At 69.8% G+C, this 14,521-nt stretch carries 13 protein-coding genes; 5 read left to right on the top strand and 8 right to left on the bottom strand.

What is annotated here, in order from left to right; genetic code table 11:
* Positions 1-27: 27 nt before the first annotated feature.
* The 5 genes from SLINC_RS08270 to SLINC_RS08250 form a co-directional block, all read right to left on the bottom strand.
* On the bottom strand, positions 28-1,095 hold the full coding sequence (locus SLINC_RS08270) for an ABC transporter ATP-binding protein (RefSeq protein WP_067428601.1): 1,068 nt from the start codon (positions 1,093-1,095) through the stop codon (positions 28-30).
* A gap of 149 nt (positions 1,096-1,244) precedes the next feature.
* A complete protein-coding gene (locus SLINC_RS08265) occupies positions 1,245-2,081 on the bottom strand; it encodes an ABC transporter permease (protein WP_067445158.1) in 837 nt (278 codons plus the stop codon).
* 35 nt (positions 2,082-2,116) lie between these two features.
* On the bottom strand, positions 2,117-2,974 hold the full coding sequence (gene modA, locus SLINC_RS08260) for a molybdate ABC transporter substrate-binding protein (protein ID WP_079164453.1): 858 nt from the start codon (positions 2,972-2,974) through the stop codon (positions 2,117-2,119).
* A gap of 172 nt (positions 2,975-3,146) precedes the next feature.
* Entirely contained in the window at positions 3,147-3,542 is a 396-nt protein-coding gene (locus SLINC_RS08255; protein WP_067445156.1) for a TOBE domain-containing protein, read from the bottom strand.
* A 155-nt stretch (positions 3,543-3,697) separates the two neighbouring features.
* The gene (locus SLINC_RS08250; protein WP_067428598.1) at positions 3,698-5,650 is read right to left on the bottom strand and encodes an APC family permease; all 1,953 of its coding nucleotides are present in this window, start codon (positions 5,648-5,650) and stop codon (positions 3,698-3,700) included.
* Positions 5,651-6,032: 382 nt separating this feature from the next.
* Here SLINC_RS08250 and SLINC_RS08245 point away from each other — a divergent pair, with 382 nt between their 5' ends.
* The 5 genes from SLINC_RS08245 to SLINC_RS08225 all read left to right on the top strand — a co-directional run bounded on the left by SLINC_RS08245 (position 6,033) and on the right by SLINC_RS08225 (position 11,937).
* A complete protein-coding gene (locus SLINC_RS08245; RefSeq protein WP_067428595.1) occupies positions 6,033-7,523 on the top strand; it encodes a glycoside hydrolase family 43 protein in 1,491 nt (496 codons plus the stop codon).
* Positions 7,524-7,709: 186 nt separating this feature from the next.
* Complete coding sequence (locus SLINC_RS08240) at positions 7,710-9,005, top strand: extracellular solute-binding protein (protein WP_067428592.1); 1,296 nt, start codon at positions 7,710-7,712, stop codon at positions 9,003-9,005.
* Between the two features lie 6 nt (positions 9,006-9,011).
* Positions 9,012-10,010: a carbohydrate ABC transporter permease gene (locus SLINC_RS08235; RefSeq protein ID WP_067428590.1), complete on the top strand. Its 999-nt coding sequence runs from the start codon at positions 9,012-9,014 to the stop codon at positions 10,008-10,010.
* A gap of 71 nt (positions 10,011-10,081) precedes the next feature.
* The gene (locus SLINC_RS08230; protein WP_225988488.1) at positions 10,082-10,846 is read left to right on the top strand and encodes a carbohydrate ABC transporter permease; all 765 of its coding nucleotides are present in this window, start codon (positions 10,082-10,084) and stop codon (positions 10,844-10,846) included.
* A gap of 50 nt (positions 10,847-10,896) precedes the next feature.
* Positions 10,897-11,937 carry an endo-1,4-beta-xylanase gene (locus tag SLINC_RS08225; protein ID WP_067428583.1) on the top strand — a complete coding sequence of 347 codons (1,041 nt, stop codon included), beginning with the start codon at positions 10,897-10,899 and terminating at the stop codon, positions 11,935-11,937.
* Positions 11,938-12,015: 78 nt separating this feature from the next.
* On the opposite strand, the gene SLINC_RS08220 is transcribed toward SLINC_RS08225, so the two are convergent.
* The 3 genes from SLINC_RS08220 to SLINC_RS08210 form a co-directional block, all read right to left on the bottom strand.
* On the bottom strand, positions 12,016-13,056 hold the full coding sequence (locus SLINC_RS08220) for a LacI family DNA-binding transcriptional regulator (RefSeq protein ID WP_067428580.1): 1,041 nt from the start codon (positions 13,054-13,056) through the stop codon (positions 12,016-12,018).
* Positions 13,057-13,257: 201 nt separating this feature from the next.
* On the bottom strand, positions 13,258-13,464 hold the full coding sequence (locus SLINC_RS08215) for a DUF5999 family protein (protein WP_067428577.1): 207 nt from the start codon (positions 13,462-13,464) through the stop codon (positions 13,258-13,260).
* A 399-nt stretch (positions 13,465-13,863) separates the two neighbouring features.
* Positions 13,864-14,448 carry a hypothetical protein gene (locus tag SLINC_RS08210; protein ID WP_067428573.1) on the bottom strand — a complete coding sequence of 195 codons (585 nt, stop codon included), beginning with the start codon at positions 14,446-14,448 and terminating at the stop codon, positions 13,864-13,866.
* Positions 14,449-14,521 lie beyond the last annotated feature (73 nt).

Genomic DNA, 14,521 nt, shown 5'->3' with positions numbered 1-14,521 from the left:
TCCGTCCTGATGGGCGGAGCCCTTGGCTTACGCCGGGTACGCGTGGGTCTGCGTCGCCTTGACGGTCGCCCAGACCGGGGCGCCCGGGTGCAGGTCGAGTTCCGCCGCGGCGACCGTGGTGAGGTCGGCGGCGAGGGGGAGTTCGCCGGTGAGGTCCGCGCGGATCTGGTCGCCGTGGGTCTCCAGGCCGGCCACCTCGCAGTGCCAGAGGTTGCGGGCGCTGGAGCCGGTGGGACGGTCGCGGTGGAGGGTCACGGCGCTCGGGGGGAACGCGACGAAGACCTGCCCCGTGAGGTCCTCCGTCGTGGTGATGGCCGGGCCCGCGTCGAGTCGGACCGTGTGGCCGTCGGCCTGTCCCTTGTAGAGGTTGAGGCCGACCAGTTGGGCGATGTAGTCCGTGCGGGGATGGCGGGCGATGTCGGCGGGGGTGCCCTCCTGGACGATCCTGCCGTGCTCGATGACGACCAGGCGGTCGGCCAGGACCATGGCGTCCAGCGGGTCGTGGGTGACCAGTACGGCCACGGCCTCGAACTCGGCCAGGTGGCGGCGGAGTTGGGCGCGTACCTCCAGGCGGGTGCGGGCGTCCAGGGCGGCGAGGGGCTCGTCGAGGAGGAGCAGGCGGGGGTGGGTGGCGAGGGCTCGGGCGAGGGCGACGCGTTGGGCCTGGCCGCCGGAGAGGCGGCGGGGTTTGGTGGTGGTGTGTTCCTTCAGGCCCATGCGGTGGAGCCAGTCCTGTGCCTGGGCGCGGGCCTCGGACTTGGTGGCGCCTCGGCAGCGGGGGCCGAAGGCGACGTTGTCCAGGGCGGTGAGGTGGGGGAAGAGCAGGTAGTCCTGGAAGACGACGCCTACGGGGCGGTGTTCGGGGGGTGTGTCGTGCAGGTCGGTGCCGTCGAGGTGGAGGTGGCCCCTGGTGAGGGGGGTGAGGCCGGCGAGGGCTCGTAGGGCGGTGGTTTTGCCGGCGCCGTTGGGGCCGAGGAGGGCGAGGACGTCGCCGGGGGTGGCGGTGAGGGTGATGTCGAGGCGGAAGGTGGGGGTGCGGTCGATGACGAGGTGGGCGTTGAGACCTGCTTTCGAGTGCGGGTGCGTGGGGGGCACCCGGCCTTCGGCCGGGTTGTCGTTCCCACCCGCACCACCCGTGCGGCATTCGTTGTCGGGTGCGGGTGGCCCCTGTGGGGGCTGAGCGTCGTCGGCGGGTGCGGCTGGTTCTTCCGGGGGGAGGGCGTCGGCGGGTGTGGGTGGGGGTGTCATGTGGTGGTCATCCAGCGGTCTCGGAGGGCCGCCAGGACTGCGATGGAGACGGTCAGGAGGACCAGGCTGAGGGCGATCGCGGCGGCGGGGTCGGTCTGGAGGGCGAGGTAGACGGCGAGGGGCATCGTCTGGGTGCGGCCGGGGAAGTTGCCGGCGAAGGTGATGGTGGCGCCGAACTCGCCCAGGGCGCGGGCCCAGGCGAGCACGGAGCCGGCGGCGATGCCCGGGGCGATGAGGGGGAGGGTGACCCGGCGGAACGCGGTGAAGCGGGAGGCGCCCAGGGTGGTGGCGGCCTCCTCGTAGCGGGGGTCGGCGGCGCGCAGGGTGCCCTCCACGCTGATGACGAGGAAGGGCATCGCCACGAACGTCTCCGCGAGGATCACGCCGGCCGTGGTGAACGGGAGCGTGATGCCGAACCAGGCGTCCAGCCACTGTCCGACGATGCCGTTGCGGCCGAGGGCCAGCAGGAGTGCCACACCGCCGACCACCGGGGGCAGGACGAGGGGCAGGGTCACCAGGGCACGGACCAGGCCGCGGCCGGGGAAGTCCGTGCGGGCCAGCAGCCAGGCCAGCGGGACACCGATGACCAGGCTGAGCGCGGTCGCGGCCGTGGCGCACACCAGGGACAGCCGGAGCGCCTGCCAGACCTCGGCACTGGTCAGCTGCTCCGGGAGGCTGCTCCAAGGTGCCCGTACGAGCAGGGCGAGCAGGGGGAGCAGGAGGAAGGCGAGGCCGACCAGGGCAGGCAGCAGCAGGGGGAGGGGGACGGTCCGGCGGACACGCCGACGCCGTGGTCCGGCCGGTCCGCCCGCTCCAGCTGGCCCGTTCTCCAGGGTGACGGCCGTGGTGCCGGTCCTGTCGGGTCCCGTCACGGCTTGAGGAACCCGGCTTCGCCCAGCACCTTCTGGCCCTCGGCCGACCGCACCAGCTCGATGAACGCCTTGGCGGCCTCCGGGTTGCCCGCGTTCTTGAGCAGGGTGATCGGGTAGTCGTTGACGGCGTCGGCCGACTCGGGGAAGTCCACGCCCTCCACCTTGTCACCCGCCGCCTTCACATCGGTCTTGTAGACGACGGCCGCGTCCGCCTCTTTCAGCTCGACCTTGGTCAGGGCGCCCTTGACGTCCTGCTCGTAGGAGACCGGCGTGAGCTTGAGGCCGCCGGCCTCCAGAGCCTTCTGGGCGGCGGCGCCACACGGGACCGTGCTGTCGCACAGGACGACCTTCAGGCCGGGCCTGGTGAGGTCCTTCAGAGAGGCGAGCTTGTCGGGGTTGCCCGGCAGGGTGGCGATCTCCAGCTGGTTGCGGACGAACGTGGCGGGTGTACCGGAGGTGTCTCCGGCCGCTGTGACGATCTTCATCGTCTTGGGGCTGGCGGAGGCGAACACATCGGCGGGGGCGCCGCTGGTGATGCTCGCGGCGAGGGAGTCGCTGCCGCCGAAGCTGAAGGTCACCTTCGTGTCCGGGTGCTCCTTCTCGAACTCCTTGCCCAGGGCCGTGAAGCTCTCCTGGAGCGAGGCCGCGGCGAAGACGGTCACCGTGCCGGAGAGCTCGGAGGACGAGGAGGAGGTGGTGTCCGAACCGGACGAGGAGCAGGCGGCGAGTGTCAGCAGGGCGGCCGTGCCCACCGCTGCCGTTTGCAGGAACCGGTGGCTCAGGTGGGTCCGGCGAGGCCGGTGGATCCGGCTCGTCCGGCTGGGCCGGCTGGTCCGGCGCACGGAACGGGTCATCACGGGGCCACTCCCTCGGTCTGTTCGCGGGAGGCCCGCTGAGGTCCCCCGATGCGTCGATCATACTTCCGCAGGTGCGAGGCGTAAGTCTCCTGTCGCATCGCATGAGCGGTAGGAGGGAGCGGGTCAGGTATGCATGTGCGTTTCTACAGGTGAGTGGCGCCGGTGCGGTTCAGGACCGGTCGATATGTACGTTCGTCGACTTGACGCGGGCGGTGGCCTCCATGCCGACCTCCAGGCCGAGTTCCTCGACCGCCTCGCGGGTCAGCAGGGAGACGAGCCGGTGAGGGCCCGCCTGGATATCGACCTGGGCGGCGACGTCGCCCAGCTTGATGGCGGTGACGATGCCCGGGAAGGCGTTGCGGGCGGAGGTGTACGACGTGCCCTCCTCGGCGCTTCCGGCCTTGGCGAGTTCCACCGAGAAGGCGGCCAGGTCGCGCCCGTCGATGAGGCGTCGCCCGCCCTCGTCGCGGTGGGTCGCCACCCGGCCCGCGTCGGCCCAGCGGCGGGCGGTGTCGGGGCTCACGCCGAGCAGTCGCGCTGCCTGGCCGATGGTGTAGGACTGCATGCCGGTCACGATAGGCGCGTCGAGGCGGAGGTGGGGTGGGGGGTCGGTCATGCCCGGCGCTCGGTCGTGCCCGGTGCTCGGTCAAACCCCGTGCTCGCTCAAGCCCCGTGCTCGCTCAAGCCGGCGCTCGGCCATGCCCGGCACACCCCGCCGCCTCACCCCGTGTGCACCCGCGGCCGGCGGGCCCGGTCCGGTTCCGCCTCCCGGAGGACCTCTCGGGTGACCGGGGCGACCTCGCCCTGGCCGAAGAGGAAGAAGCGGAGGAAGTTGTGGAAGGGGCTGCCCTCGGTCCACTCGAAGTAGATGTGCGGGGTGGCGCCGGTCGTGTCGCGGACGTGCAGGAGCAGGGCCGCCAGGGCGTTCGGGATGGAGGAGGACTCCAGGGTCAGGACCCGGTAGCGGTTGTGCAGGACCTCGCCGCGTACGGTCAGGCTCGCCTCGAACTCGGACGGGTCCAGGACGGTGACCTCGACGAAGACGAAGTCGTCGCCGGGCATGTCGTTGTCCTCGCGGATCTGTTCGATCTTGTCGTGGTACTCGGCCTTGTCCCGCTGGTCGGGCTCGTTGGCGATGAAGCGGATCTTGCGGCTGGCCATGTCCCGGATGAATCGTTCCGCCATCGGGTCGAGCGTCACGCTGGTCACGCGGAGCTCGAAGGCGCGGGCCAGCCGGGACAGGAGCGAGACGAGGATGATGGCGGCGATGAAGCAGGCGCCGATCTTCACGCCGTCGGGGCGTTCGATGACGTTGGCGACGGTGACGTAGAGGAAGACGGCCGAGATGATCGCGAAGCCGATGGTCCAGTTGCGCTGTCCGGCCTTGCGGGCGGCGATGGTCACCGCGATCGCGGCGGAGCTGATCAGGACCAGGACGCCGGTGGCGTAGGCGCCGCCCTGGGCGTCCACGTCGGCGTCGAAGACCCAGGTGACGAGGAAGCCGACCAGGGTGAAGACGATGACCATCGGACGGACGGCGCGGGCCCAGTGCGGGGCCATGCCGTAGCGGGGCAGATAGCGGGGCATCAGGTTGAGCAGGCCGGCCATCGCGGAGGCGCCGGCGAACCAGAGGATGGCGATGGTCGAGACGTCGTAGACCGTGCCGAAGACGCCGCCCAGATAGTCGTGGGCCAGGTAGGCCAGGGCGCGGCCGTTGGCCTTGCCGCCGGATTCGAACTCCTTCTCCGGGATGAGGAGGGTGGTGATGAAGCTGGTGGCGATCAGGAAGACGCTCATGATGAGCGCCGCGGCGGTGAGGAGCTTCTTGGTGTCGCGGATGCGGCCGGTGGGGTGCTCCTCGGTGTCGCCGTCGTCGCCCTTGACGTGCGGCATGACGGCGACGCCGGTCTCGAAGCCGGACAGGCCCAGGGCGAGCTTCGGGAAGACGATCAGCGCCACACCGATCATGACGAAGACGTTGCCGTGCTCGGCGGTCAGGGCGCTGGACCAGTCGGTGATCACGTGCCCTTCGGTGATGACGTGCCACAGACCGACGATCACGACGACGACGTTGAGGCCGAGGTAGAGGCCGACCAGGGCGACCGCGACACCGATGGCCTCCAGGAAGCCCTTGAGGAACACCGCGCCGAGCAGGGCCACCAGGACGAGCGTGATCAGCATCTTGTGGTCGTGCAGGGTGCTGGTCAGGTGCGGGTTCTCGATCAGGTGGGTCGAGGCGTCCGCCGCGGACAGGGTGATGGTGATCAGGAAGTCGGTGGCGGCGAAGCCGAGCAGGGTGAGAACGAACAGCTTGCCCTTCCAGAAGGACAGCAGCCTCTCCAGCATCGCGATCGAGCCCTCGCCGTGCGGGCTCTCCTCGGCCACGCGCCGGTAGACGGGCAGGGCGCCGGCCAGGGTGACGATCACCAGCACGATCGTCGCGATCGGGGAGAGCAGGCCGGCCGCGAGGGCGGCGATGCCGGGCTGGTAGCCGAGGGTGGAGAAGTAGTCGACACCCGTCAGGCACATCACCCGCCACCAGCGCTGCCCCTTGTGCGGGGGCTCCGGTTCGGCGTGCGGTCCCGTGTGGCCGCCGGTCTTGCCCATGTCGGAGAGACCTTGGAGCATCCAGGAGCGCAGACGGCTGGGCGATGCGAGGTCGGTGGTGGCCATCGGGCGTGCTCCTGAGGTGCTCTCAGCTCGGTTCGGCCGTCGGCGGACGGCGAAGCCAGCGTATGCGGAGAGTGACACCCGGGCCTGTGGATGAAGGGGCCGCGAGCGTCAAGCTTCCGTTAAGACTGGCCTGGTGAGCGCTGTCTCCTCCTGGAATCGGCGGCTTTGGGGATGTCCTGCTTGCCCGTCGGCGCAGAAGTGGCACGGTCAGGGACGGACACCCAGCGTCATGGGCGTAGCGGCGCCCGGTGGGATCGAGTCCCCGGCCCGTAGGCCGTCTTGTCGCATCCCCTCGGCCCTCCTACAGTCCGCTTCGTAATGTTCGCCAGCCAGGTCGAATGTTTCGGTCGTCCTGGTGCGGTCCTCGGAGGGGCAGACGCACATGAGGAGCTACGACAATCCCGTCATCGGCGGTTTTCATCCGGACCCCAGCGTGTGCCGCGTGGGCGAGGACTACTACCTGGTGTGTTCCAGTTTCGAGTACTTCCCGGGCGTGCCGCTCTTCCACAGCCGTGACCTCGTGCACTGGCGTCAGATCGGCAACGTCCTGGACAGACCCGGGCAGTTGGAGCTGCCCGACGACACGGTGGCCTCGGCCGGGATCTACGCCCCGACGCTCCGTCATCACGACGGCCGCTTCTACATGATCACGACGAATGTCGCCGGTGGCGGCACCTTCCTCGTCACCGCCGAGCGGCCCGAGGGGCCGTGGTCCGACCCGGTGTGGATCGACGTGCCCGGGATCGACCCCGACCTCGCCTGGGACGAGGACGGCGCCTGCTGGTGCGCGGTCGCCGGTGTCCGGGTGGCGCGCATCGACCCGGCGACGGGAAAGGTGCTGGAAGGCCCGCTTCCGGTGTGGTCCGGGACGGGACTCCAGCACCCGGAGGCGCCGCACCTGTACCGCATCGGCGACTGGTGGTACCTGATGCTCGCCGAGGGCGGCACGGACCTCGGTCACGGCGTCTCGATCGCGCGCTCACGCTCCCCGCGAGGCCCCTACGAACCGGCCCCGTCCAACCCCGTCCTGTCGCACCGCGGTACCGACCGGCCCATCCAGTGCACCGGCCACGCCGACCTCGTCCAGGCGCCCGACGACAGCTGGTGGATGCTGCTGCTCGGCACCCGCCCCCGTGGGTACTTCCCGCAGTACCACGTCCTGGGCCGGGAGACCTTTCTGGCGCCGGTGCGGTGGGTGGACGGCTGGCCGCGGGTCGGTCCGGTGCGCGAGCGGCATCCCGCACCGGCCGCCTGGCACCCCGTCGAACTCCCGCCGGAGCGGGACGACTTCGACGCCGAGCAGCTGGCGCCGTACTGGATCTCTCCGCGCGCCAGGCCCGACGGTTCCTGGTCGCTGAGCGAACGTCCCGGGCATCTCACCCTGCACGCGACCGGGGACAGTCTCGACCGGCCGGGCCACACCTTCGTCGGACGCCGCCAGCAGCACCCCGACTGCCGTGTCGAGGCACGGCTGGACCCGGGAACGGGCCGCGGCGGACTGTCCGTCCGCATGGACGAGGCCCATCACTACGACCTGGAGATCGCCGGGGGAGAGGCGAGCGTGATCGCCCGGATCGGACCGGTGCGGCAGCGTCTGGCACGGCAACCGGTCCCTCCGGGGCCGCTCACGCTGACCGTCGAGATCCGCACGCAGGACCCGGTGTCCCCGACCGGTCAGGACGTGCCGGGGCTACGTGCCGGAGGCCCTGACGTGGTGGTTCTGCGGGTCGGCGACGTGCCTCTGGCGGAACTCGACGGCCGTTATCTGTCGACCCAGGTCGCCGGCGGCTTCACTGGCCGGGTCGTCGGCATGTACGTCACCGAGGGCACCGTGGCCTTCGACTGGTTCGCGTACAGGCCCTCCTCCGACTGAACCCGACGCTTTCCGGAACAAGTTGGCGACAGGCGCCTCGAAGATTCCCCACGTACAAGGGGTTGCCACCGTTTGGGCGCTGTCTCTAGGGTGCGGCAACATAACGAAGCTTTCTGGATCTGTTCCGAAACTTTCGGTTCCACAGGACGGACATGGACGCTCCGTCCCGTACTCAAGGAGCGCATCATGGGCGACCCGGCACTGTCCCGCCGCGGCTTTCTGGCGGCGTCCGCCGCTGCCGGTCTGGGCGTGACGGCACTGAGCGGCTGCGGCGACGATTCGGACGGAGGGTCGTCGGACGGGACGACCACGATCGAGTGGTGGAACATCACCACCACCCAGCCGGCGAAGAACGTATGGGCGAGCCTCGCCAAGAAGTTCGAGGCGCAGAACCCCAAGGTGAAGATAAAGATCGTTCAGCTGGAGAACGACGCCTACAAGTCGAAGATGACGGCACTCATCGCCTCGGGCAAGCTCCCCGACATCTTCCACACCTGGGGCGGCGGGGTCCTCAAGCAGCAGGTCGACGCCGGCCTCGTCGAGGACCTCACCGACAGGACCAAGCCCTGGGGCGACAGCCTGTTGTCGGTCGCCAAGGAGCCGTACCTGCTCGACGACAAGGTCTACGGCATCCCGTTCGACATCGGCATGATCGGGTTCTGGTACAACAAGGCCCTCTTCAAGCAGGCCGGCATCAGCGAACCCCCCGCCACCTGGGGCGCCTTCCTGGAGGCCGTGTCCAAGCTCAAGTCGAAGAACATCACCCCCATCGCCCTCGCGGGCAAGGAGAAGTGGCCCGGCATGTACTACTGGGCCTACCTCGCGATGCGCACCGCGGGGGCCGAGGCCCTTGCGAAGGCCTACGACGACAAGGACTTCACCGGGACCGAGTTCGTCCAGGCCGGCGCGCACCTCAAGACCCTCGTCGACCTCCAGCCCTTCCAGAAGGGCTTCCTCAACGCCGCGTACTCCACCCCCACCGGCCAGGCCGCCGCCGTCGGCAACTCCAAGGCGGCGATGGAGCTGATGGGCCAGTGGGCGCCGGTCGTGCAGGCCGACTCCGGCAAGGGCCTCGGAGACGACCTCGGCTTCTTCCCGTTCCCCGCGGTCGAGGGCGGCAAGGGCGCCATCACCGAGGTGTTCGGCGGGGGTGGCGGGCACGCGCTGCGCAGAGGGGCACCGCAGGCGGCCGTGGACTTCCTGAAGTTCTTCGCCTCCGAGGCCACCGACGTGGAACTGGTCAAGAAGACCGGCGTCATCCCGGTGGTCCCCGGCGCCGAGAGCGCCCTGACCGACCCCAACATCAAGCTGGTCCAGGCCCAGTTGAAGGGCGCCACCGGTTTCCAGCTCTATCTGGACCAGGCGTACGCGCCCGCCGTCGGCCAGGAGGTCAACGACAGCGTGGCCGCGCTGATCGCCGGCTCCAAGTCCCCCGAGCAGGTCGCCCAGTCGATCACGCAGGCCGCGAAGGAAGAGCAGTAGCCGGCGATGACCTCCACGTTCCTCGCAGACAAGCGGAGCGGTCCCGACGCAGACCACCCGCCCCCGGAGACGGTCAGGGCCCGGGGGCGGGTCCGTCGGCGCGTACTGCACTGGCTGACCGCGGTCGGCTTCCAGGTGCCCGCCCTGGTGCTGTTCATGGGGCTGGTCCTGCTGCCGATGCTGTTCGCCCTGTACGCCGCCTTCTTCCGCTGGGGCGGCTTCGGCATGCCCTCCGACTACATCGGTACGGACAACTTCACCCACCTCTTCGACAACCCGGTCTTCCTCGGGGACCTGTGGCGCTGCCTGGTCCTGGTGGTGCTCTCGCTCGTGATCCAGCTGCCGTTCGCGCTCGCCATGGCGGTGCTGCTGAACCAGCGGCTGCGCGGCCGGGCGGTCTACCGGATGCTCTTCTTCGCGCCCTACGTCCTGTCCGAGGCCATCACCGGCGTGCTGTTCGCCATGATCTTCGCCCCGGACGACGGACTGGCCGACCACCTGCTGGGCGGCATCGGTCTCGACGGGCTGGGAGGGGAGTGGTTCGCCGACCCCTCCTACGTCATGGCGACTCTGTTCGTGGTCATGACGTGGAAGTACTTCGGCTTCCACATGATGCTCTGCCTGGCCGGACTCCAGTCCATCCCGAAGGAGTTGACCGAGGCCGCGCTGATCGACGGCGCCAGTGCCTGGCAGCGCTTCCGCAGTGTCACCCTGCCGCTCATCGCGCCCACCCTGCGGATCAGCATCTTCCTGTCCGTCATCGGCTCGATCCAGCTGTTCGACCTGGTGTGGGTGATCACCCAGGGCGGACCGGACCACCACTCCGAGACCATGGCCGTGACCATGTTCCAGTACGGCTTCAAGCGCTACCAGGTCGGCTACGCCAGCGCGATCAGCGTGGTCATGTTCGGTATCTGCCTCGTCTTCGCGCTCGCCTACCAGCGGTTCGTGCTCCGCCGTGACCTCGAAGGGGCCACCACGACGATGAGGGGAGACGGCAAGTGAGCCGCAAGACCACGGGATCGCCGGCACGTACCCTGCCACTGCACCTGATCCTCGTCCTCGTCGGCGCCCTGATGGTCGTTCCGCTGGTCTACGCGGTCCTGTCCGGTTTCAAGTCCACCGACGAGCTCTCCCGCAACCCCTTCGGACTGCCCGAGCACTGGCTGAGCGGCAACTACACCGACATCCTCGGCTCGGGCGACTTCTGGCGGCTGGTCGGCAACAGCACCGTGATCGCGGTGGGCACGACCGTGCTCGTGGTGGCGGTGTCCGCGCTCTCCGCCTTCTCCTTCGCCCGGTTCGCCTTCCGGGGGCGGGAGGTGCTGTTCACCTTCTTCACGCTGGGGCTGATGTTCCCCTTCGCGGTGGCGGCCCTGCCGCTGTTCCTGCTGCTGCGCTCCATGGGCCTGCTGGACAACCCGTTGGGCGTGATCCTGCCGCAGGCCGCGTTCGGGCTGCCGATGACGATCATCATCCTGCGCGCGTTCTTCCGCGAGATCCCGGGCGAGCTGGAGGAGGCGGCCACTCTCGACGGGTGCAGCTCCTTCGGCTTCTTCTGGCGGGTGCTGCTGCCCATGGCACGGCCCGCGCTCGGCACGGTGGCGGTGCTCGCCGTCGTCACCAGCTGGAACAACTTCATGCTGCCGCTGCTGGTGTTCACCGACAGCACCTGGTGGACGCTGCCGATCGGCGTCCAGCAGTTCCAGGGCCAGTACTCCGCCGAGTACGCCCGCGTCTTCGCCTATCTCGTCCTGGCGATGGTCCCCGCCCTCGCCTTCTACTCGGTCGCCGAGCGCCAGCTCGTCGGCGGACTGACCGCCGGCGCCACGAAGGGCTGACGGCGGTCCTGTACGGCTCGCCCACACATCCGCACGTGAGGAGTCGCACCATGCGCAAGAACCGTCTCAGACTCGTCGGCGCAGCCGCCGCGATCCTGGTCGCCACCGGGATCGGCGCACCCGCCCAGGCCCAGGACAAGCAGCCCACCCTCGCCGACCTCGCCGAGCGCCACGGCCGCTACTACGGCAGCGCCACCGACAACCCCGAGCTGGTCGACGAGCCGTACAAGGCCATCCTCGGCAGCGAGTTCGACCAGATCACGCCGGGCAACGGCATGAAGTGGTACGCCACCGAGCCCGAGCAGGGCGTCTTCGACTTCTCCCAGGGCGACGAGATCGTGAACCTCGCCCGGGCCAACCGCCAGAAGGTGCGCGGCCACACGCTCGTCTGGCACAGCCAGCTCCCCGACTGGCTCACCTCGCGCGAGTGGACCGCGCCCGAGCTGAGGGCCGTACTGAAGAAGCACATCCAGACCGAGGTACGGCACTACCGGGGCAAGGTCTTCGCCTGGGACGTGGTCAACGAGGCGTTCAACGAGGACGGCACCTACCGCGAGACGATCTTCTACAAGACGCTCGGCCCCGGCTACATCGCCGACTCCCTGCGCTGGGCCCGCCAGGCCGATCCGAAGGTCAAGCTCTACCTCAACGACTACAACATCGAGGCGGTCGGCCCGAAGAGCGACGCCTACTACACCCTGGCCAAGCAGCTGAAGGCCCAGCGCGTCCCGCTCGACGGCATCGGTCTCCAGGCCCATCTGGCACTCCAGTACGGCTATCCCACCACCCTGGAGGACAACCTCCGGCGCTTCTCCCGGCTCGGCCTCGACACCGCGCTCACCGAGGTCGACATCCGGATGATCCTGCCGGCGACCGAGGAGAAGCTGGCCCAACAGGCCGACTGGTACCGGGACGTGACCGAGGCCTGTCTCGCGGTGCGGCGGTGCGTCGGCATCACGCTGTGGGACTACACGGACAAGTACTCGTGGATCCCGGCGTTCTTCGACGGCGAGGGCGCGGCACTGCCGTGGGACGAGCAACTGGCCCCGAAGCCGGCGTACTTCGCGATACGGGAGGCGCTCAGGAAGTAGTTGCCGGTACCGAGACCGTTCCCGGGTGCCCCCTAGGGGAGGGCACCCGGGAACGCCTGTGTGCGGGGGAGACGGCGGTCAGACGGGAGCCGTGCTCGCCCGGACCACCAGCTCCGTGCCCAGTTCCACCCGAGGTGAGTCGGGCTGCTCGTCACGGGCCAGACGCAGCACCGTGCGGACGGCCAGCTTGCCCATGTCGGCGAGCGGCTGGCGCACCGTCGTCAGGGGCGGGGCCGACCAGCGCACTTCCGGAAGGTCGTCGAAACCGACCACGCTCATGTCCTCCGGCACCCGCAGACCGCGCCGCCGGAGCGCCTCGATCGCGCCCAGCGCCATCTGGTCGCTGGCCGCGAACAGCGCGGTCGGCGGCTCGGGCAGGTCCAGCAGGGCGTTGCAGCCGGTGAACCCGGACTCGGGATGGAAGTCGCCGGGGACCACGAGGGAGGCGTCGACGGCGAGACCGGTTCCCTCCAGGGCCGCGCGGTAGCCGTCGAAGCGGGCCCGGGAGCACAGCAGCCGGGGCGGGCCCGCGATCAGGCCGATCCTGCGGTGCCCCAGGGACAGCAGGTGCTCGGTGGCCGCCATGCCGCCCGACCAGTTGGCGGCGCCGATGGTGGGGACGTCGAGGGCGGGGGAGCCCGCCGGGTCGACCACCACCAGCGGGACGCCGAGAATGCGCAACTCCTCGTGCAGGATCGGCTCCAGGGCCGAGGTGACGAGGATGACGCCGTCGGAGGCGCGGGCCCGCAGATTGCGCAGCCATTCACGGGCGTCGCCACTGCGCCCGTGGATCGCCGAGACGACCGTGCCGACACCGGACGCGTGGGCGATCTCCTCCACACCTCGGATGATCTCCACCGCCCAGGGGCTGTCCAGGTCGTTGAAGACGAGGTCGAGCAGGGCGGCGCGGGTGCCGGGAGCGGCCGGGCGTTTGCGGTAGCCGTACCGTTGCAGCAGGTCCTCGACCCGAGCCCGGGTCGACGGAGAGACGTCGGACCGTCCGTTGACCACCCGGGACACCGTCGGTACCGAGACGCCGGCCTCCCGGGCGATCTCCGTGATGGTGACCTTGCCCCGGGCCTCGTGCACCGGCTCGGCGTCGGCCTCGCGTGCTGCCACTTCCCCACCTCCGTCGGAGTCCCTGCTCACCGAGCAGGTCCACGAAACTTCCAGGAGTCTTCCGGAACGTGGGGGTATACACAAGGTATCACAGGGAGTGATCGCCCCTGGACATACGTCGGGGCCGGTGCGCAGTCGGTCGCTGCGAGCCGGCCCCTGGAGTACTGCGGGCGGCGGGGTGCATCGCCCGTGCCGCTCGGCTCAGGCGGCAGTCATCACCTGTACGCCGCCCATCGGGCGGTGCGGAGCGATGACTCGTCCGTCCGGCAGGAGCTCGCCGGTGTCCTCGAAGAGCAGAACGCCGTTGCACAGCAGGCTCCAGCCCTGCTCCGGGTGGTGCGCCATGAGGCGGGCGGATTCCCGGTCGGCGGAATCGGCTGTCGGGCACAGTGGCTGGTGCTGGCACATTGGTGGGATCTCTCGCTGTGTCGTGGTCATCTCGGTCCCCCGTTGCGAAACTTGGTCCGAACCCAGTGTTGCCCCCCGGGCGTCAATCCGCAGGGATTTCGCATCACCATCTCTTCACAGGTTGATGACGCATCGCCCGGTCGGATGGTTCATCCCAACTGCACTGTCCCTTCGGGTGGTTCGAGATGGCCGGAAGGGGCTAGTCCGTGCGGGGAAGAGGCCTTGTCCGGCTCGTTCGAGCCTTTAACTGCTCGTACGAGCGAAATAGGCTTCGAGGGATTTTGCCCTTACCGCTCTTCTCTCCGTATGACTCTCCCCACGACTCTATGGGCGCCGAATACACAGTCGTACCCCGCTACCCGGAATTCGAGGGGCGGGGTACGAGGGTGTCGCGGGATCTCAGGCCGGTGAGCCGAGCAGTGGGGCCGGAGTCACCCGGTGGGTCAGCACCGGGAGGAGCTCGGAGACCCGGTGCGGCCGGTGCGCGGCGATACCGGGCGGCGCGGGAGCCAGCGGGACGAGCAGGTCGGTGGCGGCGGGATGGCCGGTGGCGGCGTCCGAAGCGCAGTCGCCGTGCAGCCAGAGCGTGAGCATGTACAGGCGCGGGATCGACAGCAGGCGCGGCTGGTAGGCCTGGGTCATGGTCTCGGCCTGGCGCAGCGCGCGCTCGGTGGAGGCGATGTACGGGCCCTCGAAGAAGCGCGAGAACGCCCAGCCGTCCGGCGTCAGCATGGTCTCCGCCGCGGCCACCGCACGGCCGCCGCAGTGGATCAGGAAACGCCAGCCGGCCAGCCGGGTGGCGGGAGTGCCCGCTGGATCGACGCCGTCGAGGACGTGCACGGGCAGGGGCAGTTCGGGCGTGGCCGGCCCCTTGGCGTGGAGCAGGGAAGGGGTCCGGGCCTCACGGACGGCGGTGGGAGAACCGAGGGCGGTGAGGACGGAACGCAGGGCGGGCGTGGGAGCCGGGGGGACACGCAACGGCATGGTGGGTCGCCTCTCATTCGACAGGCACAGGGGCGCGCGGGCGGGGCGGGGGCGGACGGCGCTGTCAGCTCAC

The organism is Streptomyces lincolnensis (genome assembly GCF_001685355.1).
Lineage (GTDB): Bacteria > Actinomycetota > Actinomycetes > Streptomycetales > Streptomycetaceae > Streptomyces > Streptomyces lincolnensis.
Note: the sequence above shows the minus strand (reverse complement) of the source record. Positions and strands in the feature narration are given on the sequence as shown.

What these genes read in the sequence shown, in the direction of transcription:
- SLINC_RS08255 (WP_067445156.1), bottom strand. Translation starts at nt 3,542, where the DNA reads ATGCAGTCCTACACCATCGGCCAGGCAGCGCGACTGCTCGGCGTGAGC.
- SLINC_RS08240 (WP_067428592.1), top strand. Translation starts at nt 7,710, where the DNA reads ATGGGCGACCCGGCACTGTCCCGCCGCGGCTTTCTGGCGGCGTCCGCC.
- SLINC_RS08230 (WP_225988488.1), top strand. Translation starts at nt 10,082, where the DNA reads ATGGTCGTTCCGCTGGTCTACGCGGTCCTGTCCGGTTTCAAGTCCACC.
- SLINC_RS08245 (WP_067428595.1), top strand. Translation starts at nt 6,033, where the DNA reads ATGAGGAGCTACGACAATCCCGTCATCGGCGGTTTTCATCCGGACCCC.
- modA (WP_079164453.1), bottom strand. Translation starts at nt 2,974, where the DNA reads ATGACCCGTTCCGTGCGCCGGACCAGCCGGCCCAGCCGGACGAGCCGG.
- SLINC_RS08210 (WP_067428573.1), bottom strand. Translation starts at nt 14,448, where the DNA reads ATGCCGTTGCGTGTCCCCCCGGCTCCCACGCCCGCCCTGCGTTCCGTC.
- SLINC_RS08225 (WP_067428583.1), top strand. Translation starts at nt 10,897, where the DNA reads ATGCGCAAGAACCGTCTCAGACTCGTCGGCGCAGCCGCCGCGATCCTG.
- SLINC_RS08235 (WP_067428590.1), top strand. Translation starts at nt 9,012, where the DNA reads ATGACCTCCACGTTCCTCGCAGACAAGCGGAGCGGTCCCGACGCAGAC.
- SLINC_RS08250 (WP_067428598.1), bottom strand. Translation starts at nt 5,650, where the DNA reads ATGGCCACCACCGACCTCGCATCGCCCAGCCGTCTGCGCTCCTGGATG.
- SLINC_RS08215 (WP_067428577.1), bottom strand. Translation starts at nt 13,464, where the DNA reads ATGTGCCAGCACCAGCCACTGTGCCCGACAGCCGATTCCGCCGACCGG.